Below are 17,487 nucleotides of genomic sequence, written 5' to 3'. Positions count from 1 at the left end.
GCACTCCGATATCCAGCGACGAGCGGGCGGTCACAGCGGCGCGGCGGGCCACCAGCGCTCCCGCAGTTCGGCGCCGGTCGCTGTTTCGCCGTACACCCGCAGCCAGCAGAAGTTGCGGCTCGAATCGGTGAACAGCACGTCGAGTACGCTCAGGGTCCGCCCGTCCAGGCGGGGGTGACCCACCGCGTGGTAGGTATCGTTTCCCCAGAACAACCGTCCCGATCCCGAAGGCCGAGACCAGCTTTCATCGCCTTCCGGACGCGCGAACGAGCGGCTGGGAACGATGGGCGAACGGTCTGCGTTGCATCTGACCTCCACTGCCCGTACCGGATCCAGATTCCCGAGGCAGAACAAGCGGCCGACCGGGGCGACGGCATCGGGCGATACCTCGTTGTACCGGTCGTCCTGCGGGATGCACACGGTGAGTTCCTGGTACCCGACACCGTGCGGCGTCGGCGGCAGCAGGTCCGGAAAGGTCTGCGCGATATAGGCGTACGCGCCCCACTGGGCGGCGTCGACGGTTCCGGTGACCGGCCGATTCGGCTCCGCCGCCGAGGCCGGCTCGTCCGCGCGGAACCCGACCAGCGCCACGCCCGCCGCCACGACGGCGGCCAGCGCCACGGCGGCCGCCACGAGGACGCGCGGCCGCCACCGGCGGATCGGCCCGCGCTCCCCCGCCAGCGCGGCCTGCGCGGCGGCGGCGAGTTCACCGCATCCGGTGAAGCGATCCTCCGGCCGCTTGGCCATGGCGCGGGCGATCACGGCGTCGAATGCCCTGGGCACGACCGGGTTTCGCTGCGACGGCCGCGGCGGCGGGTCGTGCAGATGGGCGTACATGACCGCGCCCGGGCTGTCACGCGGGAACGGCACCGAGCCGGTGAGCATCTGGTACAGCGTGCAGCCCAGCGCGTAGACGTCGGCGCGGCGATCCACCGGGGCGCCGCTGATCTGCTCGGGCGCGGCGTAGGCGAGGGTGGCGGTGACCGCGCCGGCATCGGCCAGCGTGGTCGAATCGTCTTCCGGGCGGGCGATTCCGAAGTCGGTCACCAGCACCCGCTCCGGGCCGCCGTATTGCGCGGCGACCAGGATATTGGCCGGTTTCACGTCCCGGTGCAGCAGTCCGGCGCGGTGGATCTCGTCGAGACCGCGCGCGGCCTCGGTGAGAATGTGCACCGACCGCGCCGGATCCAGGCCCGCGGGGGCGTGACCGATGAGCCGGGACAGGTCGGTTCCCTCGACGTACTGCATGGCGATCCACAGGTGGCCGTCCTGCTCACCGCGATCCAGCACCGACACCAGATTCGGATGCTGCAACCGGGCCGCCAGCTCGGCTTCGCGCAGGAATCGCGCCCGGAATCCGGCGCTCGCGCCGCGCGCGTCCGACAGGACCTTCACTGCGTCCTTGCGCGGCAGCCGGGGATGCTGGGCCAGGAAGACCGTGCCCATCCCGCCCGCGCCCAGCGTGCGCTCGATGCGATAGCCCGCGAAGGTCGTGCCCTCGGGAACCTGCATCGCCCCTCCCCCAGCTCCGAACCAGACAGCAACCGCGACGCAAACGAAAGGTCCTGCGGCGCAGCACTTACGGCGCGACTGTAACAGTGCGTCCGGAAACAGACCAGCGGAAATGAATGGCTCACGGCGAATTACCGCTCGTTTCGCTCTGTACCGAATGCGGGGTCGCGCACCCACCTGCGAAACAGGGGCGCCGCTTCCGAATGGAAGCGCACCCGTGCGGTTTCCGGCTCTACCGGCGGCGCCGGGTCACCCGTGTTGTTGCAGGGCGGCGATGTCCACGCCCGCCCCGTCCTCCCCCGGCGGGGAGCCCGGCAGCGGCGAGTTGTCGAGGTAGCGGATCTCGTAGACGCGTTCGGTGAACTTCCAGCCGTCGGGGGTGCGGCGGTAGCGGTCGTGATAGATGGCGTAGTTGAGATGGGAGCTGCCGGTGCGCAATCGGCCGAATTCGCAGACGTGGGCGCGGCCGGTGGCGGTGTCGCCGTCGATGGTGGTGGCGCCCGGATGGGTGTGCTGGACGAAGTAGTCCCAGGCGTCCTGCATGCGGCGCATGCTCGGCTCGAACTGGGCGCGGCCGGACACTTCGATGCCGGCGTCGGGGATGCGGAGGACGGCGTCGTCGGTGAACAGGGTTGCCAGGCGGTGGAAGTCGTGCATCATCACCGCGTCGGTGAATTGGGCGCAGAGGGCTTCGATTTCGAGGCGGTCGATGAGGGGGCGGAGGTCGGCGGGAGTGGACATGATCCGGGTCCTTCAGGAATTGACGAGGGTGGTGTCGGCGGGCTGCCGCAGTGGCGCGAGCGCACCGCTCCAGGAGATGACCCCGTCCAACATGGTGTTCAGGGCCTTGGCGTGGTGTTCGCCCGGCTGGAAGTCGGTGTGGTTCACGAAATCGGTGAGCACCGAGATGATGACCGGGTAGCCGACCACGGCCATGCCCAGGCCGCAGCAGACCGGGCGCAGATGCTCCACCGCGCGGACACCGCCGTTCACGCCATAGGAAACGAATCCGACCGCCTTGTTTCCCCACTCGGCGAAGGCGTGATCGAGGGCGTTCTTCAGGACGCCGGGAGGGCCGAAGTTGTATTCGGGGGTCACGATGACGAAACCGTCGAAGGGCGCGAGCCGTTCGGCCCAGGCGCGCGTGTGCTCGTGGACGGACGGGCCGAACATCGGCGGCACCGCCTCGTCCAGATGCGGCAGCGGATGCTCGAGCAGGTCGATCAGCTCGAATTCGGCGTCGCCGCGCTGCGCTGCCGCCTCCAGAGCCCACTGCGCGACCTGCGGCCCCCGGCGATTGGGCCGGGTACTGCCGATGATCATGCCGATTCTGGTCATGGTCGAAACTCCTACGCTTGCGAATGTGTGACACCCTTCCGACGACGCAGCCGATCGGAATGTCAGGCCGCCCCGCATTTGCCGGGCCGCCTCACACTTCGGCTCCCTGTTTCGTCGATAGGGATGAGGGCCGTATCGACCGAAGGAGCCGACACCATGACCGACCCGCAACTGAGCGCGGTGATCAGCGAACGCCGGCAACTGCTCAACCTCGCCTACCGGCTGCTCGGCTCCCTGGCCGAGGCCGAGGACGTGGTGCAGGAGACCTACACCCGCTGGTACGCGCTCTCCGACCGGCAGCGCCAGGACGTGACCGCCCCCGGCGCGTGGCTGACCACGGTGGCCAGCCGCATCTGCCTGGACCTGCTCGGCTCCGCCCGCGCCCGGCGCGAACGCTATGTCGGCGAATGGATTCCGGAACCGGTCCCCGACCGCTCCGAATGGCTGAGCGGCCCCGCCCCCGCCGATCCGGCCGACCGCGTCACCCTCGACGAGTCGATCAGCATGGCCTTCCTGGTCGTCCTCGACTCCATGACCCCCGCCGAACGCGTCGCCTTCGTCCTGCACGACGTCTTCCGCTACTCCTTCGCCGAGGTCGCCGAGATCGTCGGCCGCACCCCCGCCGCCTGCCGCCAACTCGCCTCCAGCGCCCGCCGCCGCATCCGCACCGCCGAAGCCCCCTCCACCACGCACCGCGCCGATATCGTCCGGGGCTTCAAAGAAGCCTGGGACACAAGGGATATCGCGGCCCTGGTCAGCCTCTTGGACCCCGAAGCGATCGCCATCGCCGACAGCGGCGGCCTGGTCCCCGCCTTCCGCGACCCCATTACCGGCGCCGAGAACATCGCGAGCGCCTGGATGGAAATCGCCGCCCAGCGTTCCGGAGTAGCTCTCCTCGAACGCACCGTGAACGGCCAGCCCGGCCTGGTCGCCGAACTCGCCGGGGAGGTGGTCGCGGTCTACGCCTTCGACATCGCCGACGACCACATCACCCGCATCTGGGTGATCCGCAACCCTGAGAAACTCCGTCCCTGGACGGCGAACTGAGTACTGGCACGCGCTGCGCGCGAGCAGGATTCACGGGAGATAGGTGAGCAGGTGCACACCGGTCCCGCCACCGGCGCACAGCGTGGTCCCATCGGGGTGCCAGGCAATGGTGAGCACAGGACCCGCGAATCGCAGTGCACAGTGGCAACGGGCATCGGCTGTCCGCCAAATCCGTACGGTGCCGTCGTCACCGGCGGTGGCGAGCAGTGCCCCGTCGGGTGCGAACGCGCAATCCCGCACCACGCCGATGTGACCGGTGAGCACCGCGTATTCGCTGCGGTCGGCCGCATTCCACAGCCGCGCTGTGCCGTCCTGTCCGGTCGAGGCGAACAGTGCACCATCGGGAGAGAAGGCGCGCCCCCGGACACCGCCCGGGTGGTCGCGGAGCACGTGCGTGGTGGTTCGGTCGGCGACGCTCCACAGCCGGGCGGTGCCGTCGTCGCTCGTGGTCGTCAGCGTGGTCCCGTCCGGGGAGAACGCGCAGCCGATCACGTCACCGATATGCCCGGCCCAGGCCGCGACAGCGCCGAGCGCCGCGGCGGGCGGTCGGAGGGTTGCGGGTGCGACCGGTTCCAGCAGTGGCCGGGGCAGGCCGGTGCGATAGCGGTCGACGATGTCCTCGAGTCCGGCAATGCCCCGCAGCCACCCGGCCAGGGTGGCGCCGAGCGCGGCCGGCGGATCGATCGGGCCGAGCAGGTGCCCGATTCGGTGCAGCGCTTCCCGCAATGCATCGATGGCGGGTGTATTCACAAGTGCCAGATCGGCTTCCACGCTCACCGCTGATCCGAACTTGCGGGCCTTCGCCTCGGTCCACCGCAGATCGCACAGCAGGGCCACCAGCAGGTCGTCTCGTCCCGCGTGATGCAGGTGGTAGGCCAGATACCGCCACGCATAGTCGATATCCGCGGGCATCAGCCACCACGGTGGCGGTGTTCCGGCCTCGTGCGCGGGGAGTTGGGCGGCGACCGCGTCGATCAGCTGGGCATGGGCGGCGGCCTGTTCGGTGGCGGTGCGGCGGGTGCGCAGGTGGGCGCGCAGGACATCGTGCACGACCAGTCGCGGGCCGGGCGGGTCGAGACGGTAGTCGCTGACCAGGCCCAGGCTCGCCAGCTCCGCGCAGGTCGGCTCAACCGCGCCGCCGGTCCACAACAGCCGCAGCGCGGTCAGCGGAATGTCCATGTCCTCGGGGAAGATCGCCAGATCCAGGCAGCGTTGGCGGTCGGTGGGCGTCAGCAGGTCCAGGCTGGCCTGCACCGTCGCCGCGACCGCGCGGCCGCGGTCCTCGGCGCAGGCGGGATCGAAGGCCGCCGGGCCCTCGGCCGTCAGCCGGTGGGCGATGTCCTCGGCCGCCGATTCGGCGGGCTGCCCGCGGTCGGTCCGGCGGCGCAGCGCGGCATTGACCAGATTGAGCAGCACCGGCCAGCGGCCTGCCAGATTCGCAAGCCGCGCAACCATTTCCGGGGACAGGCCGGTCACGCCGTCGGCGATCATCTGCTGTGCCTGCGCAGGGGACATGGCGTCCACGCAGATGCGGCCGCTGGTGGGCGGCAGCAGATCGGGGATGCGGGTGGTGACCAGCCGGGTGCAGTCGCGCCCGCCGAAGCGGAACGGGCGCAGCTGGCAGTCCTCCCACGCATCGTCGAGCACCACCAGCACCGGATGCCCCGTGTCGAGCTGCCGGCCCAGTTCGGCGCCGGCCGCGTCCGGATCCGACAGCATCGGCAGATCCCCGCCGGCCAGGGTCGCGGTCAGCTCGTTGATCCGTGCGGCCAGGTCCGCACCCTGCACCTCTTGTCCGAGGGTGACCCACAGCAGGCCGCCCGGATACTGGCACTCGATCTCCGGCCGATGGCAAACCCAGGTCGCCAGACGGGTTTTGCCGAACCCACCGGCACCGTGCAGCCCGGTGCTCAAACCCACCTCGGACACCCCCGGTGTGGTCAATGCCGTCAGCAGCCGCTCCCCCAGCTCCGGGCGCTCGATCATGCGGTCCAGCGGCGGCGCCATCCACGGCCGCCGCCGCTCGGGCTGTCCCGTTCGCACCGAACGGGTTTCGGCCACCAGCAGTACCAATCCCAGCGCCGAGACCGGCAGCGCGAGGATATTCGCCCATCCCGCAACCTTGTTCACATCGCCGGTCGCCACCGCCCACACCGGCAGGGCCACCAGCAGCATCGCCATGGCCGTGCCGAACAGGATCCATCCCAGCCGAATGCGCCACGACTCGCCGGTGCGCCGCCTACGCATGCCTCTATGGTCACACCAACTCCGGCAGCCACCAACAGGTTTCGCCTGCTCGGCGGCACCGTGACCGGCGGCGGCGAGCGCGACTGCCGGGTGACGGCGCTCGAAGCGGTCGATCACGCTCGGCAGAGTGCTGACGGGCGGCGAATGCTCACGCAGAGCGCTGGTGTGCGGCGAAGATCTCAGCCAGCTTCTCCGGGGCTTCGCCGTCGAACAGACTCTCCTCCAGAGCTGCTGTGTCGGTGAGGGTTTCAAGGGTGCGGGTGAACATGGCCGGCTCGTAGTCGGCGAGGGCGGCCGCGGTGTCGCCGGGGTGCGCGGCCAGGGCCTTGCCGAGTTCGGCGCCGTCGAGCATGACCAGGTTGGCGCCTTCGCCGTTCGCGATCGCGAGGTGGGCGGCGTCGCCGAGCAGGGTCACGCCCGGTTTCCGTTCCCAGCGGTGGCCGAGCGGCAGGGCATAGAGCGGGCGCAGGATCGGCGCGGTGTCGCTGCCGGTGACGAGTGCGGTGAGTTCCGGTGCCCAGCCGTCGAATTCCGCCGCGAGCCGCGCGGTGGCCGCGGCGGTATCGGTGAAATCGATGGCGGCGAACCAGTCCAGCGGCCGGTCGAGCAGTACGTAGACGTGCAGGGTGTCGCCCTTCTCCCGGTGCGCGTGAATCTCGCTGCCCGAGGCGGGCACCATCAGCGAGCCGCCGCCGACCAGTTTCGCGGCGGCGGGGTGGCGAGTGTCGGCATCGAACAGGTAGATGTCCACCAGGGCCTCGCCGCTGTATTCGGGTGTGGCAGTGGACAACAACGGCCGCACCCGCGACCACGCCCCGTCCGCGCCCACCAGCATGCTCGTGGTGACCGCGCCGCCGCCGGCGAAACCCACCTCGTGGCGGCCGTCGCCGAGCGCACGCACACCGCTGACCTTGCGGCCCCACCGCACCGTGCCGTCCGGGAGCGAATCGAGCAGCAGCTGCCGCAGGTCGCCCCGCTGCACCTCGGGGCGTCCGCCCGTGCCGTCGTCGGACTTCTCGAACAGGACGGTGCCGTTCGGTTCGAGGATCCGCATCGCCTGGCGGCCTTCCAGGATGAGCCCGCGGAACTCGTCCATCAGCCCGGCCGCCTCGATGGCGAGTTGCCCGTTGTAGTCGTGGATGTCGAGCATCCCGCCCTGCGCGCGAGCGGTCGGCGCGGACTCGGCCTCGTACACCGTGCACGGAATGCCGTGCACGTGCAGCACACGAGCCAGGGTGAGTCCGCCGAGCCCGGCACCGATGATCGTTACTGGAGTGGTCATGGCGTCGAGGCTGCCGAGCGGCGATTGCATCGCCCTTGCGCCCGGCTTACACCGTCATGCGTCACCCTCTCGCGCCGAGATCCACTGCAGTCGTGCGCCGAGATCCGCTGCGGCTCACGACATCCGCCGGGAAGGCGGAGGGCGGGACCGCAGACGAAAGGGCGCGCCTCCGGTGGAGGCGCGCCCTTCCTTGGTTTCGATTACAGGTACTGCCCGGTATTCGACTCGGTGTCGATGGCCCGGCTGGCGGACGCGTTCTTCCCGGTCACGAGGGTCCGGATGTAGACGATCCGTTCGCCCTTCTTGCCCGAGATGCGAGCCCAGTCATCGGGATTCGTGGTGTTGGGCAGGTCCTCGTTCTCGGAGAACTCGTCCACGATCGAATCGTAGAGATGCTGGATGCGCAGGCCCGGGTTGCCGGTTTCGAGGACGGCCTTGATGGCGTACTTCTTGGCCCGGTCCACGATGTTCTGGATCATGGCGCCGGAGTTGAAGTCCTTGAAGTACAGGACTTCCTTGTCACCGTTGGCGTAGGTGACCTCCAGGAAGCGGTTGTCCTCGCTCTCGGCGTACATGCGGTCCACCACGCGTTCGATGGTGGCCTGCACGCACTTGCCGCGATCGTTGTCGAACTCCTGCAGGTCCTCGGCGTGCAGGGGCAGCGTCTCCGTGAGGTACTTGGAGAAGATGTCCTGCGCCGCTTCGGCATCGGGGCGCTCGATCTTGATCTTCACGTCCAGGCGGCCCGGACGCAGGATGGCCGGGTCGATCATGTCCTCGCGGTTGGAGGCGCCGATGACGATGACGTTCTCCAGACCCTCGACACCGTCGATCTCCGACAGCAGCTGCGGGACCACGGTGGTCTCCACATCGGAGGACACGCCCGAACCGCGGGTGCGGAAGATCGAGTCCATCTCGTCGAAGAACACGATCACCGGGGTGCCTTCACTGGCCTTCTCACGAGCCCGCTGGAAGATGATCCGAATGTGGCGCTCGGTCTCACCCACGAACTTGTTGAGCAGCTCGGGACCCTTGATATTGAGGAAGTAGGACTTGGCCTCCTTGGCGTCCTCACCGCGCGCCTCGGCGATCTTCTTCGCCAGGGAGTTGGCGACGGCCTTGGCGATCAAGGTCTTACCGCAACCGGGCGGACCGTAGAGCAGCACGCCCTTGGGCGGGCGCAGCGCGTACTCGCGGAACAGATCCTTGTGCAGGAACGGCAGTTCCACCGCGTCGCGGATCTGCTCGATCTGCCGCGACAGGCCGCCGATGTCGTGGTAGTCCACATCCGGCACTTCCTCCAGCACGAGGTCCTCGACCTCGGCCTTGGGAATCCGCTCGAAGGCGAAGCCGGCCTTGGTGTCGACCAGCAGCGAATCACCCGGCCGCAGTTTGCGAATGGGCCGATCCGGATCCTCCAGATCATCGGCGTCGACGAGCTCCGAGAGCGGGCCGGCGAGCCAGACCACCCTCTCCTCGTCCGCATGCCCGACGACCAGCGCGCGGCGCCCGTCGTCGAGAATCTCGCGCAGCGTGCCGATTTCACCGATTTGATCGAAAAGTCCGGCCTCCACCACGGTGAGCGCTTCGTTCAGCCGAACGGTCTGCCCATAGGTGAGGGTGGTCGTGTCGATATTCGGTGAGCACGTCAGTCGCATCTTGCGCCCGGAAGTGAACACATCGACCGTCTGATCGTCATACGCACCGATCAGGACGCCGTAACCGCTCGGTGGCTGGCCGAGCCGGTCGACTTCCTCACGCAGGGCGACCAGTTGCTGCCGCGCCTCTTTGAGGGTGTCCATCAACTTGGTGTTGCGAATTGTCAGCGAATCGATGCGCGCTTCCAATTCCCGTGTGCGATCCGGCGAGTCGGCGAGTTGCCTCCGGAGTGCAGCCGCCTCGGCACGTACTGCCTCGAGTTCCCTCCAGGCTGCCGAATCCGAATGTTCGATGGGGCTCATGATGCTGCTCCTCCCAGTCCCGGTCTATCAACGCTACCGGGCGATAACCGTTCTCGCTTTCCGACATGGTTTCGTCGTGATCACATCTAGGCTGCGGCTCGCGGGCCGAACCAGCATGTTAGCCTGCCCTAACCTGTTTCCGGCGAGTTAACCGCCGGCCGAGCCGAAAGGGTGCCGTTGATGCTCCTTCCCACCAGTCGGACTCCTGGTATGCGCAACGTCACGCGGACGCTTCGTGTTTCCGTGGCTATCGCCGCCGCAGCGGTTGCCGCTACCGCAACCTTGACCGGCTGCGGTTCCGACGACAAGAACAATTCCACCGAGTCGGCCACTTCCGCCAGCACTTCGGCACAGCAAGCCGCCGCGCCCGCGCCCACCGCGGCCGAACTGCAGGGTGTGCTGACCGCCTTCGCCGATCCCGCCAAACCGGCCGCCGACAAGGCGAAACTCGTCGTGGACGGGGACAAGCGGGTGACCCTGATCGAGACCATGAACAAGGGCCTGGCGAACTATCAGGTCACGTTCGCCGTGGGCGAAGTCGAGGCCGACGGCGCCAAGGCCGACGCCAAGGTGTCGGTCACCTCGCCGCACGGCACCATGCCCGACGTCCCGATGAGCTTCGCGTACTCCGACGGCGCGTGGAAGCTCTCCGACGCGGGCGCCTGCACCATTCTGGGCATGGCACGCGCGGCCTGCCAGCCGTGATTCCATAGCCCTCCCGTATTACCCAGTTCGACGCGAAAGGCACGTTTGTCAATGTTTGCCCGTTCTGTTCGGATTTCCCTGGCCGCCGTGGGCGCGGCCGCCGCCTTGGCCTCGGGTATCGGATCGGCCGCTGCCGCGCCCGCGCCGTCCCCGGAGCAGTTGCAGTCCACGCTCGACCGGTTCACCGATCCGGGCGTGCCGACCGCCGACAAGACGCGGTTGATGGTCGGCGGCGACCAGCGGGCGAGCAATATCGACACCATGACCTCGAAGCTGGGCGGCTACGGGCACATCGGCTGGGGCGTGTCGGGCGTGCAGGTGGACGGCGACAACGCGAATGCCTCCGTGGCCATCTCCTCGCCGCACGGGACCATGCCGGGTGTGCCGATGAGCTGGCAGTACGTGGACGGCGGCTGGCGGCTCTCGGAGAGCACCGGGTGCATGATCCTCGGCCTGGGCAAGGCGCCCTGCTGACGGGCGTATCGCCGACAACGAACAAACAATCGAGAGCCTCCGCCACGGTCGTGGCGGGGGCTCTCGGCATTTCGGAGCCGCGGTGGCGCCACCCGTGGTCGACGCGACCGCATCAGTCGTCCAGATTAAGCAACTTTGGTTGACTACAAACTGGTTAGTCAACTACGGTTGCTTACATGGCTGCCATGGAGATCCCGGATTCGACCGATCCCGCGGGCCGGCTCGCGGCCGTAGTCGCCTTGCGGCGCTTGGCCGATCGGCTCGAGGACGTCGCGGTGGAGGAGGCCATGCGGTCCGGTTGGAGCTGGCCGCAGGTCGCCGAGGCGCTCGGGATCACCCGTCAGGCGGTGCACAAGAAACACGCCAAACGGCTCATTGCCGCGGGCGTCACGCTGAGGAGGCGCTGAGATGTCGTTGTTCGACAAGCACGACCCGTTCCAGGTTTATCTCGGCTCGGTCATCGAGCGGGCCGGGCGGGAGGCCCAGCGGGACGGTTCGGCGACCATCGAGGCGCAGCACATGCTGCTGGCCATCGCCGGCCGGGACGGCACCGAACCGCAGGCCATCTTGGCCGCGGCCGGGCTCGACCACGGCGGCATCGGCGCCGCATTGGACCGGGAATTCGAGCAGAGTCTCGCGGTGGCGGGCGTCTCGGCACGGGCGGCGGATCTGCCCGAACCTGTTGCACGACAGAGTGCCGCGGACTCGTTGGGAGCCAGCGGCAAGCTCGTGTTCGAACGCATGATGTCCACGTACGCGAAACGCGAACTGCGCCCGGAGCATCTGCTGCTGGCCATTCTGCGCGCCGAGGTCGGCACGGTGCCGCGCGCCCTGGCCGCCGCCGGGGTGGATCGCACCGAACTCATCAACCAGGTCCGGGCCGCGCTCGGCGAATCGGAGTAGGAGACATCATGGGATTCAACAGTGCCGCGCGCACGCATGTGATGGCCGTGTCCACGGTCGCGGACAACGACGGGTACTGGAATGCGCTGAAGCAGGCGCACGGGCGGCTTCCCAAGGGCGCCAAGTGGATTCTGGCGGTATCCAGCACCGATGGGACCAAGGCGGTCAATGTCATCGCGCACGACTCGGTGGCCGGTGTGTCGGCCTTCCTGGAGGAGCACGCCGGGCGCTTCGCCAGCACCGAGTACTTCGAAGCCGATGCCGCCAATGCGGTCGGGCTGGCCAAGTAGCGATCATGATCGATATCGAAGGGCTGCGCCCGCGAATCGCCGAACTCCTTGCGGAGTACGGGATTCCGAGCGCCGCGGTCGGCGTGCTGCGGGACGGGAAGGTCACCGAGCTCGCGGTCGGAATCACGAAGGCCCCGGGCGGAGCGCCCGCGACGACCGACACCATCTATCAGTGCGGGTCCATGACCAAGACCTGGACCGCCTTGGCGTTCATGCAGTTCGTCGATGCCGGACTGGTGGACCTCGACGAGCCGGTGCGCACCTACCTGCCCGGATTCACCGTTGCCGACCCGGAGGTCGCCGCGGCGGTCACACCGCGGCATCTGCTGAACCACACCAACGGGATCGAGGAGAGCTACGGCGATCCCGGCGAGGGCGACGACATCTACGCGCGCATGGTGGCGGGCATCGCCGATGCGCCGCAGGTCTTTCCGCTCGGCCGCACGCATGGCTACAGCGCGGCTCTGGGCTATGCGATTCTCGCCCGGATCATGGAGGTGCTCGACGGCAAGCCGTGGCACGAGCTCATGCGGGACCGGGTGTTCGCGCCGCTCGGGCAGGCCGATACGACCTGCCGGCCCGAGGATGTCGATCCGGCCCGCGCCGCGACCGGGCACATGCTGCGATCGCTGGACGAGGGGCCGATCGCCACCCCGGTGCCCTACCTGCCGCGTGACTTCGGTCCCGGCGGTGGCGTGAATTCGACTGTGCGCGACGTGCTCTCATTGGCACACGTGTTCCTCGACGGCGGCCGAGCGCCGGACGGCAGGCGCATCGTGTCGGCGGCGGCGGTGCGGGAGATGCTGAATTCCCGTGTCCCCATCCCTGATCCGTACATGTTCGGGCCGGAATGGGCGCTGGGGCTCATTGTGTGCGACTGGAGCGGGCAGACCGTGTATGCGTCGGACGGCAGCACCATCGGGCAGAACGCGCGGCTGCGCATCCTGCCCGAGCAGAATCTGGCCATCACGCTGCTGACGAACGGTTCGCCGCGAGAATCCTTCTACAAGAAGGTGTTCGATCTCATCCTGCCCGGACTGGACGCGCCCACCGCGCCGGAGCTGCCGCGGCCCGATCCGGCCTTGCGGCTCGACCTGTCCCGATACACCGGCGTGTATGCGCGACCGGGCACGCGTTTCGAGGTGACGGCGGAGGATGACGAACTCCGCCTCACGCTCTTCCTGAATCCGATGCACGCCCAGTTCATGGGCAAGCCGGAACGCCTCGTCTACCGGCTGATTCCGGTGAGCGAGACGCACTTCCTGATGCCGTCGGACGATCCGCTGGAGGATACGCAGACGGTCGCCATCTACGACGTCCGCGATGCGCGGACGGGTGCGGCGGTGGGGGCACAGCCCCCATACCCCCGTGGACAGGCGCGGTATCTGCACACGAATTCCCGTGTGCATCCCCGCGCCTGAACATCAGCCCTTGGACGGGCGCCGCTGGGGTCGCGGCGCGGTGACGCCGTCGGCGAGGCGGCGGGCGCTCACCAGGAAGGCGGTGTGGCCCTGCATGCGGTGTTCGGGGCGGACGGCCAGGCCGACCACGTGCCAGCCGCGGACCATCGATTCCCAGGCGCGCGGTTCGGTCCAGCAGCCCTGGCGGCGCAGGTGCTCGACCACCTCGGACATCTGGGTGGTGGTGGCGACGTAGACCATGAGTACGCCGCCGGGGATCAGGGCCTTGGAGACCGCGTCCAGGGTGTCCCACGGCTTGAGCATGTCGAGGATGACGCGGTCGACCTGCTCGCCGGAGTACTCCGCCACATCGCCGAGGGTGAGCTCCCAGTTGTCGGGGCGTTCGCCGAAGAAGCGCTCGACATTCTTGACGGCGTGCTCGGCGTGGTCCTCGCGGATCTCCCAGGAGATGACCTTGCCCTCCGGGCCGACCGCGCGCAGCAGCGAGCAGGTCAGCGCGCCGGAGCCCGCACCGGCCTCGAGGACCTTGGCGCCGGGGAAGATATCGCCCTCGTGCACGATCTGGGCGGCGTCCTTGGGGTAGATGACCGCGGCGCCGCGCGGCATGGACAGCACGTAGTCGGTGAGCAGCGGTCGCAGCGCCAGATACGGGGTGTTCTTGGCGGAGTTCACCACGCTGCCCTCGTCCGCGCCGATGAGGTCGTCGTGGGCGATGGGGCCGGCGTGCGTGTGGAAGAACGCGCCCGCCTCCAGGATCACCGTGAACTTGCGTCCCTTGGCGTCGGTCAGCTGTACCCGGTCACCGATCTGGAAGGGGCCGGTCGGTCTGGCCGTCATGAATCTCCGTTCCGTGCGTCGCTGCGAAATTGCTGCTTCGATTCGTTTCACACCTTGTCGGTGCCGGCGTCTAGCCTGCCAGGTATGTCGGTTCCCGCGATCACTACCCCGGACGACGCGGGCGACGTCGGCCCCGCAGCACCCGAGAAGACGCGCAGGCTCGCGCTGTCTCCTTCGCGGGCAATCGATTTCAAGCAGTGCCCGCTGAAGTACCGGCTGCGCGCCATCGACCGCATCCCGGAGCCGCCCTCGCGCATGGCGGTGCGCGGCACCCTGGTGCACGCGGTGCTGGAGGCCCTGTTCGGCCTGCCGGCGGGTGAGCGGGATCTCGAGCACGCCGCGGAACTGATCGAACCGTCATGGGCCCGGCTGCTCGAACAGCGCCCGGAGGCCGGTGAACTGGTGACCGGCGAGGACCTGGCGGCCTTCCTCGGCGAGGTCCGCGAGCTCGTCGGCGTGTACTTCGGCCTCGAGGACCCCAGCGGCTTCGAACCGGAATCGCTCGAGGCGCTCATCGAAACCGAATCCCCCGACGGCGTCCCCCTGCGCGGCTTCGTCGACCGCATCGACCGCTCCCCGACCGGCGAGGTCCGCATAGTCGACTACAAAACCGGCCGCGCCCCCACCCCCGCCTACGAGACCCGCGCCCTGTTCCAGCTCAAGTTCTACGCCCTGGTCCTCCTCCGCACCCTCGGCAAGGCCCCCAACCAGCTACGCCTCATGTACCTGGCCGACGCCCAGGTCCTCACCTACGAACCGGACGCCGACGAACTCCTACGCTTCGAGCGCATCGTCACCGCCCTCTGGGAAGCCATCCGCACGGCCGTCACCACCAAGGACTTCCCACCCAGCCGCAGCTGGCTCTGCGACTACTGCGAATTCAAATCCCTCTGCCCCGAATTCGGCGGCACCCCACCACCTTTCCCGGAACAGCTCCCCGAATTCGACCCTGAGCTGCCGTAGGCGACGCCCGGGAATCAGCGCGGGGCGTCGTGGGGTGAGTGATCGGCCTCGTCGCGTTCGCCGACCACGACCATGAGGCGGGCTCGCTCCGGCGAGATCGAGCGGATGCGGTGCGGGGTGGTGGCGGCGAAGTAGCGGCTGTCGCCCTGTTCGAGGGTGATGACATCGCCGGGGACGGTGACTTCGACGGTTCCGCTCTGCACGAAGACGAACTCGTCGCCGGTGTGGGTCTGCGGGCCGGCGCCTGTGTCGGTGGTGGAGTGGACTGCGAACGGCTGCATGGCTTTCCCGGGACACAAGTGGCAGGGCGTGATATGCCGCGTCCGCCGGTACCGGGGCGGGTACCTCCCCGGCCCCGCTACTCCAGCAGTAACGGGGTCGGCCCGTTGAACAACAGCTGACCGAAGCGGATACCACCGCGCCACGATGTATGGGACTGCAGGAATCAGCACGATGCGCCCCTCGCACCACAAATCGTCGCGCGAATACTAGGGGCCGAGAATCGCCCGGACCTGATCGACGGCGCGGCGGGCGGTGTCATTGTCGAGCACTGCGATCGGCTCGTCCGAACCGGCAAAAAAGCCTGGCCCGACTGTGAACGGCGCTCCGGTGAGAGCGACGCCGACTGGGCCCAGATCGCAGATGATCGCATCGCCGGACATCGGATCCGATACGACTTCGACGATGATGTACTGCCGCCGGATACGGTGGTAATCATCGGAGCTGATGATGAGGCAGAGCATTCCCCCGGGCAGGACCGAACCCGACGGGGCGTGCCAGACCTCGCCGAACCGGGGCGCCGCCATCAGCCGGCGGCCCGCCGTTGCGCTATCAGGCCCGCGGTTAGCGCAGTGGCACGATCAGGGCCATATCCCGCAGCATTAAGGGTGGCGCTATCAGCAGCGAGCCGGCGGCGGAGATCGTCGCGGCGCACGAGTTCCGCCAGATACGCCGATCGGTCCATATTCTCTTCAGCTGCACGCCGCGCAATGATCGCCAGCGTCTCGTCGTCGAACGACATCGAGGTCTTGCGTCCCATACCGCCCAGCGTACCGCCAATTGGCGGTATGTGTGGCGGCATACGATTGGCAACAGGAGACGGCCTTTCTGCCGGATTGGCCGGGCGTGCCGGTCGGCAACGAAGAGGGTGAGATCATCTCCGCCGCGCTGGGCGACAAGCGGGCGATTCTGCTGGCCCATCACGGGCAACTGGTGGTCGGGGCGAGCATCGAGGAGGCGTGCTCGCTGGCGCATCTCATCGAGCGGGCCGCCGAATTGCAGCTGCTGGCCATGGCGGCCGGGGAGATCAAGCCGCTGCCGCCGCGATTGGCTCGGGAGGCGCACGACTGGACGCTGACGCCGCGGCGCAGTCAGGCCAATTTCGCCTACTACGCGCGGCGGGCGCTGCGCAATCACCCTGACACGTTCGAAAATGCCTGAGCAGAACAAGGATTCACTATGACCGATCGCATCCGGGGCATCATCGCCTATCCGGTGACGCCCTTCTCCGAGTCCGGCAGCGTCGATACGACGGTGCTGAAAGCCTTGCTGGACCGCATGATCGACGCCGGCGTCAATGCCATCGCCCCGCTGGGCAGCACGGGCGAGAGCGCCTATCTCGACGATGCCGAATGGGAAACCGTCGCGGCCGCCACCGTGGAACACGTGGCCGGGCGGGTGCCGGTGATCGTCGGCGCGTCCGAGGTGACGACCGTCGGGACGATCGCCCGCGCCCGATTCGCGCAGCGCTGCGGGGCCGACGCCATCATGGTGTTGCCCGTGTCGTATTGGAAGCTCTCGGAAGATGAACTGCGGCAGCACTTCACGGCCGTGGCCGAGGCGGTGTCGCTGCCGGTGATGGTCTACAACAACCCGGGAACGACCGGAATCGACATGGCGCCGGAGTTCCTGGTGGAGCTCGTCGAGACCGTCTCGAATATCCGCATGATCAAGGAATCCAGCGGCGATATCGGCCGCATGCATCGCATCGCTGAACTGGGCGGCGGACGGATTCCGTTCTTCAACGGCAGCAATCCCCTCGCGCTGCGCGCGCATGAGGCGGGTGCGGCCGGATGGTGCACGGCCGCACCGTGTCTGGTGCCGAAGCAGATCGTGGAGTTCTGGCGGCTGCTCGACACCGCCGACACCGAGAAGGCGACCGAACTGTTCGCGAGCTTGCAACCGCTGCTCACCCTGCTGGTCAGTCGTGGACTGCCGAAGACGGTGAAGGCGGGACTGCGCAGCCTGGGCATCGACGCGGGCGAACCCCGCCGCCCGCTGCTGCCGCTCGATCCGGAGACGACCGAGCAGCTGACCGCGTTGATAGCGGCTGCCACGCGCTGAGCACCCGGGTAGAAGTTCCCACCATTAGACCCACGAGGAGAACTTCGACCAGGCGCTCAATGCGATCGCGGCCGCGGCGGCATAAGACGCCGGGGGGGCGCGAGCGGTTGGTGGCGAATTCTTTCGCGGCGGCCCCCGCGCGGTGGGGGGCCCCCAGAGCCATA

At 68.3% G+C, this 17,487-nt stretch carries 19 protein-coding genes and 1 pseudogene; 10 read left to right on the top strand and 10 right to left on the bottom strand.

Annotated features, from left to right (window positions below; all coding sequences use genetic code 11):
- Positions 1 to 30 precede the first annotated feature (30 nt).
- The 3 genes from ACFVIV_RS38140 to ACFVIV_RS38130 all read right to left on the bottom strand — a co-directional run bounded on the left by ACFVIV_RS38140 (position 31) and on the right by ACFVIV_RS38130 (position 2,850).
- Positions 31 to 1,512: a serine/threonine-protein kinase gene (locus ACFVIV_RS38140; RefSeq protein ID WP_379205056.1), complete on the bottom strand. Its 1,482-nt coding sequence runs from the start codon at positions 1,510 to 1,512 to the stop codon at positions 31 to 33.
- 249 nt (positions 1,513 to 1,761) lie between these two features.
- Entirely contained in the window at positions 1,762 to 2,253 is a 492-nt protein-coding gene (locus ACFVIV_RS38135; RefSeq protein WP_379205055.1) for a nuclear transport factor 2 family protein, read from the bottom strand.
- 12 nt (positions 2,254 to 2,265) lie between these two features.
- Entirely contained in the window at positions 2,266 to 2,850 is a 585-nt protein-coding gene (locus ACFVIV_RS38130) for an NADPH-dependent FMN reductase (RefSeq protein ID WP_379205053.1), read from the bottom strand.
- Positions 2,851 to 3,006: 156 nt separating this feature from the next.
- Here ACFVIV_RS38130 and sigJ point away from each other — a divergent pair, with 156 nt between their 5' ends.
- Positions 3,007 to 3,897, top strand: a complete 891-nt coding sequence (gene sigJ, locus ACFVIV_RS38125) for an RNA polymerase sigma factor SigJ (protein WP_379205052.1) — start codon at positions 3,007 to 3,009, stop codon at positions 3,895 to 3,897.
- A 30-nt stretch (positions 3,898 to 3,927) separates the two neighbouring features.
- On the opposite strand, the gene ACFVIV_RS38120 is transcribed toward sigJ, so the two are convergent.
- From ACFVIV_RS38120 to arc, 3 genes are all read right to left on the bottom strand, one after another.
- Positions 3,928 to 6,144, bottom strand: a complete 2,217-nt coding sequence (locus ACFVIV_RS38120; RefSeq protein WP_379205050.1) for an NB-ARC domain-containing protein — start codon at positions 6,142 to 6,144, stop codon at positions 3,928 to 3,930.
- Positions 6,145 to 6,292: 148 nt separating this feature from the next.
- The gene (locus tag ACFVIV_RS38115; protein WP_379205048.1) at positions 6,293 to 7,426 is read right to left on the bottom strand and encodes an FAD-dependent oxidoreductase; all 1,134 of its coding nucleotides are present in this window, start codon (positions 7,424 to 7,426) and stop codon (positions 6,293 to 6,295) included.
- Between the two features lie 200 nt (positions 7,427 to 7,626).
- The gene (arc, locus tag ACFVIV_RS38110) at positions 7,627 to 9,387 is read right to left on the bottom strand and encodes a proteasome ATPase (RefSeq protein ID WP_379205046.1); all 1,761 of its coding nucleotides are present in this window, start codon (positions 9,385 to 9,387) and stop codon (positions 7,627 to 7,629) included.
- A gap of 243 nt (positions 9,388 to 9,630) precedes the next feature.
- On the opposite strand from arc, the gene ACFVIV_RS38105 reads away from it, so the two are divergent.
- From ACFVIV_RS38105 to ACFVIV_RS38080, 6 genes are all read left to right on the top strand, one after another.
- Positions 9,631 to 10,092: a hypothetical protein gene (locus tag ACFVIV_RS38105; RefSeq protein ID WP_379205044.1), complete on the top strand. Its 462-nt coding sequence runs from the start codon at positions 9,631 to 9,633 to the stop codon at positions 10,090 to 10,092.
- A gap of 51 nt (positions 10,093 to 10,143) precedes the next feature.
- On the top strand, positions 10,144 to 10,566 hold the full coding sequence (locus tag ACFVIV_RS38100) for a hypothetical protein (protein WP_379205043.1): 423 nt from the start codon (positions 10,144 to 10,146) through the stop codon (positions 10,564 to 10,566).
- Positions 10,567 to 10,742: 176 nt separating this feature from the next.
- Complete coding sequence (locus ACFVIV_RS38095) at positions 10,743 to 10,973, top strand: hypothetical protein (protein WP_379205041.1); 231 nt, start codon at positions 10,743 to 10,745, stop codon at positions 10,971 to 10,973.
- 1 nt (position 10,974) lies between these two features.
- Positions 10,975 to 11,469 carry a Clp protease N-terminal domain-containing protein gene (locus ACFVIV_RS38090; RefSeq protein ID WP_379205039.1) on the top strand — a complete coding sequence of 165 codons (495 nt, stop codon included), beginning with the start codon at positions 10,975 to 10,977 and terminating at the stop codon, positions 11,467 to 11,469.
- Positions 11,470 to 11,477: 8 nt separating this feature from the next.
- A complete protein-coding gene (locus ACFVIV_RS38085) occupies positions 11,478 to 11,759 on the top strand; it encodes a hypothetical protein (RefSeq protein ID WP_379205037.1) in 282 nt (93 codons plus the stop codon).
- Positions 11,760 to 11,764: 5 nt separating this feature from the next.
- The gene (locus ACFVIV_RS38080; protein ID WP_379205035.1) at positions 11,765 to 13,180 is read left to right on the top strand and encodes a serine hydrolase domain-containing protein; all 1,416 of its coding nucleotides are present in this window, start codon (positions 11,765 to 11,767) and stop codon (positions 13,178 to 13,180) included.
- Between the two features lie 3 nt (positions 13,181 to 13,183).
- Here ACFVIV_RS38080 and ACFVIV_RS38075 read toward each other — a convergent pair whose 3' ends face one another.
- Positions 13,184 to 14,017, bottom strand: coding sequence for a tRNA (adenine-N1)-methyltransferase (locus tag ACFVIV_RS38075; protein WP_379205033.1), 834 nt, complete (start codon positions 14,015 to 14,017; stop codon positions 13,184 to 13,186).
- An 84-nt stretch (positions 14,018 to 14,101) separates the two neighbouring features.
- On the opposite strand from ACFVIV_RS38075, the gene ACFVIV_RS38070 reads away from it, so the two are divergent.
- Positions 14,102 to 14,980, top strand: a complete 879-nt coding sequence (locus tag ACFVIV_RS38070) for a RecB family exonuclease (protein WP_379205031.1) — start codon at positions 14,102 to 14,104, stop codon at positions 14,978 to 14,980.
- Between the two features lie 14 nt (positions 14,981 to 14,994).
- On the opposite strand, the gene ACFVIV_RS38065 is transcribed toward ACFVIV_RS38070, so the two are convergent.
- From ACFVIV_RS38065 to ACFVIV_RS38055, 3 genes are all read right to left on the bottom strand, one after another.
- The gene (locus ACFVIV_RS38065) at positions 14,995 to 15,261 is read right to left on the bottom strand and encodes a cupin domain-containing protein (RefSeq protein ID WP_379205030.1); all 267 of its coding nucleotides are present in this window, start codon (positions 15,259 to 15,261) and stop codon (positions 14,995 to 14,997) included.
- A gap of 207 nt (positions 15,262 to 15,468) precedes the next feature.
- Positions 15,469 to 15,786 (bottom strand): hypothetical protein, encoded by a 318-nt coding sequence (locus ACFVIV_RS38060; RefSeq protein ID WP_379205028.1) that lies wholly within the window; start codon positions 15,784 to 15,786, stop codon positions 15,469 to 15,471.
- Positions 15,786 to 16,019, bottom strand: a complete 234-nt coding sequence (locus ACFVIV_RS38055; RefSeq protein WP_379205026.1) for a hypothetical protein — start codon at positions 16,017 to 16,019, stop codon at positions 15,786 to 15,788. Before ACFVIV_RS38055 ends, ACFVIV_RS38060 begins: the two co-directional genes overlap by 1 nt.
- Positions 16,020 to 16,075: 56 nt before the next feature.
- Between ACFVIV_RS38055 and ACFVIV_RS38050 the strand changes: the two are divergent.
- Positions 16,076 to 16,420, top strand: a pseudogene (locus ACFVIV_RS38050) (class II aldolase/adducin family protein); the annotation flags it as partial.
- Positions 16,421 to 16,438: 18 nt separating this feature from the next.
- On the top strand, positions 16,439 to 17,323 hold the full coding sequence (locus tag ACFVIV_RS38045) for a dihydrodipicolinate synthase family protein (protein WP_379205024.1): 885 nt from the start codon (positions 16,439 to 16,441) through the stop codon (positions 17,321 to 17,323).
- Positions 17,324 to 17,487: the final 164 nt, after the last annotated feature.

The sequence above is a fragment of the Nocardia sp. NPDC127526 genome (assembly GCF_042672265.1).
Taxonomy (GTDB): Bacteria; Actinomycetota; Actinomycetes; order Mycobacteriales; family Mycobacteriaceae; genus Nocardia.
The sequence above is the reverse complement of the archived record's forward strand: the minus strand, read 5'-3'. Positions and strand labels throughout refer to the sequence as shown.

What these genes read in the sequence shown, in the direction of transcription:
- ACFVIV_RS38140 (WP_379205056.1), bottom strand. Translation starts at nt 1,512, where the DNA reads ATGCAGGTTCCCGAGGGCACGACCTTCGCGGGCTATCGCATCGAGCGC.
- ACFVIV_RS38135 (WP_379205055.1), bottom strand. Translation starts at nt 2,253, where the DNA reads ATGTCCACTCCCGCCGACCTCCGCCCCCTCATCGACCGCCTCGAAATC.
- ACFVIV_RS38130 (WP_379205053.1), bottom strand. Translation starts at nt 2,850, where the DNA reads ATGACCAGAATCGGCATGATCATCGGCAGTACCCGGCCCAATCGCCGG.
- sigJ (WP_379205052.1), top strand. Translation starts at nt 3,007, where the DNA reads ATGACCGACCCGCAACTGAGCGCGGTGATCAGCGAACGCCGGCAACTG.
- ACFVIV_RS38120 (WP_379205050.1), bottom strand. Translation starts at nt 6,144, where the DNA reads ATGCGTAGGCGGCGCACCGGCGAGTCGTGGCGCATTCGGCTGGGATGG.
- ACFVIV_RS38115 (WP_379205048.1), bottom strand. Translation starts at nt 7,426, where the DNA reads ATGACCACTCCAGTAACGATCATCGGTGCCGGGCTCGGCGGACTCACC.
- arc (WP_379205046.1), bottom strand. Translation starts at nt 9,387, where the DNA reads ATGAGCCCCATCGAACATTCGGATTCGGCAGCCTGGAGGGAACTCGAG.
- ACFVIV_RS38100 (WP_379205043.1), top strand. Translation starts at nt 10,144, where the DNA reads ATGTTTGCCCGTTCTGTTCGGATTTCCCTGGCCGCCGTGGGCGCGGCC.
- ACFVIV_RS38095 (WP_379205041.1), top strand. Translation starts at nt 10,743, where the DNA reads ATGGCTGCCATGGAGATCCCGGATTCGACCGATCCCGCGGGCCGGCTC.
- ACFVIV_RS38090 (WP_379205039.1), top strand. Translation starts at nt 10,975, where the DNA reads ATGTCGTTGTTCGACAAGCACGACCCGTTCCAGGTTTATCTCGGCTCG.
- ACFVIV_RS38085 (WP_379205037.1), top strand. Translation starts at nt 11,478, where the DNA reads ATGGGATTCAACAGTGCCGCGCGCACGCATGTGATGGCCGTGTCCACG.
- ACFVIV_RS38080 (WP_379205035.1), top strand. Translation starts at nt 11,765, where the DNA reads ATGATCGATATCGAAGGGCTGCGCCCGCGAATCGCCGAACTCCTTGCG.
- ACFVIV_RS38075 (WP_379205033.1), bottom strand. Translation starts at nt 14,017, where the DNA reads ATGACGGCCAGACCGACCGGCCCCTTCCAGATCGGTGACCGGGTACAG.
- ACFVIV_RS38070 (WP_379205031.1), top strand. Translation starts at nt 14,102, where the DNA reads ATGTCGGTTCCCGCGATCACTACCCCGGACGACGCGGGCGACGTCGGC.
- ACFVIV_RS38065 (WP_379205030.1), bottom strand. Translation starts at nt 15,261, where the DNA reads ATGCAGCCGTTCGCAGTCCACTCCACCACCGACACAGGCGCCGGCCCG.
- ACFVIV_RS38060 (WP_379205028.1), bottom strand. Translation starts at nt 15,786, where the DNA reads ATGGCGGCGCCCCGGTTCGGCGAGGTCTGGCACGCCCCGTCGGGTTCG.
- ACFVIV_RS38055 (WP_379205026.1), bottom strand. Translation starts at nt 16,019, where the DNA reads ATGGGACGCAAGACCTCGATGTCGTTCGACGACGAGACGCTGGCGATC.
- ACFVIV_RS38045 (WP_379205024.1), top strand. Translation starts at nt 16,439, where the DNA reads ATGACCGATCGCATCCGGGGCATCATCGCCTATCCGGTGACGCCCTTC.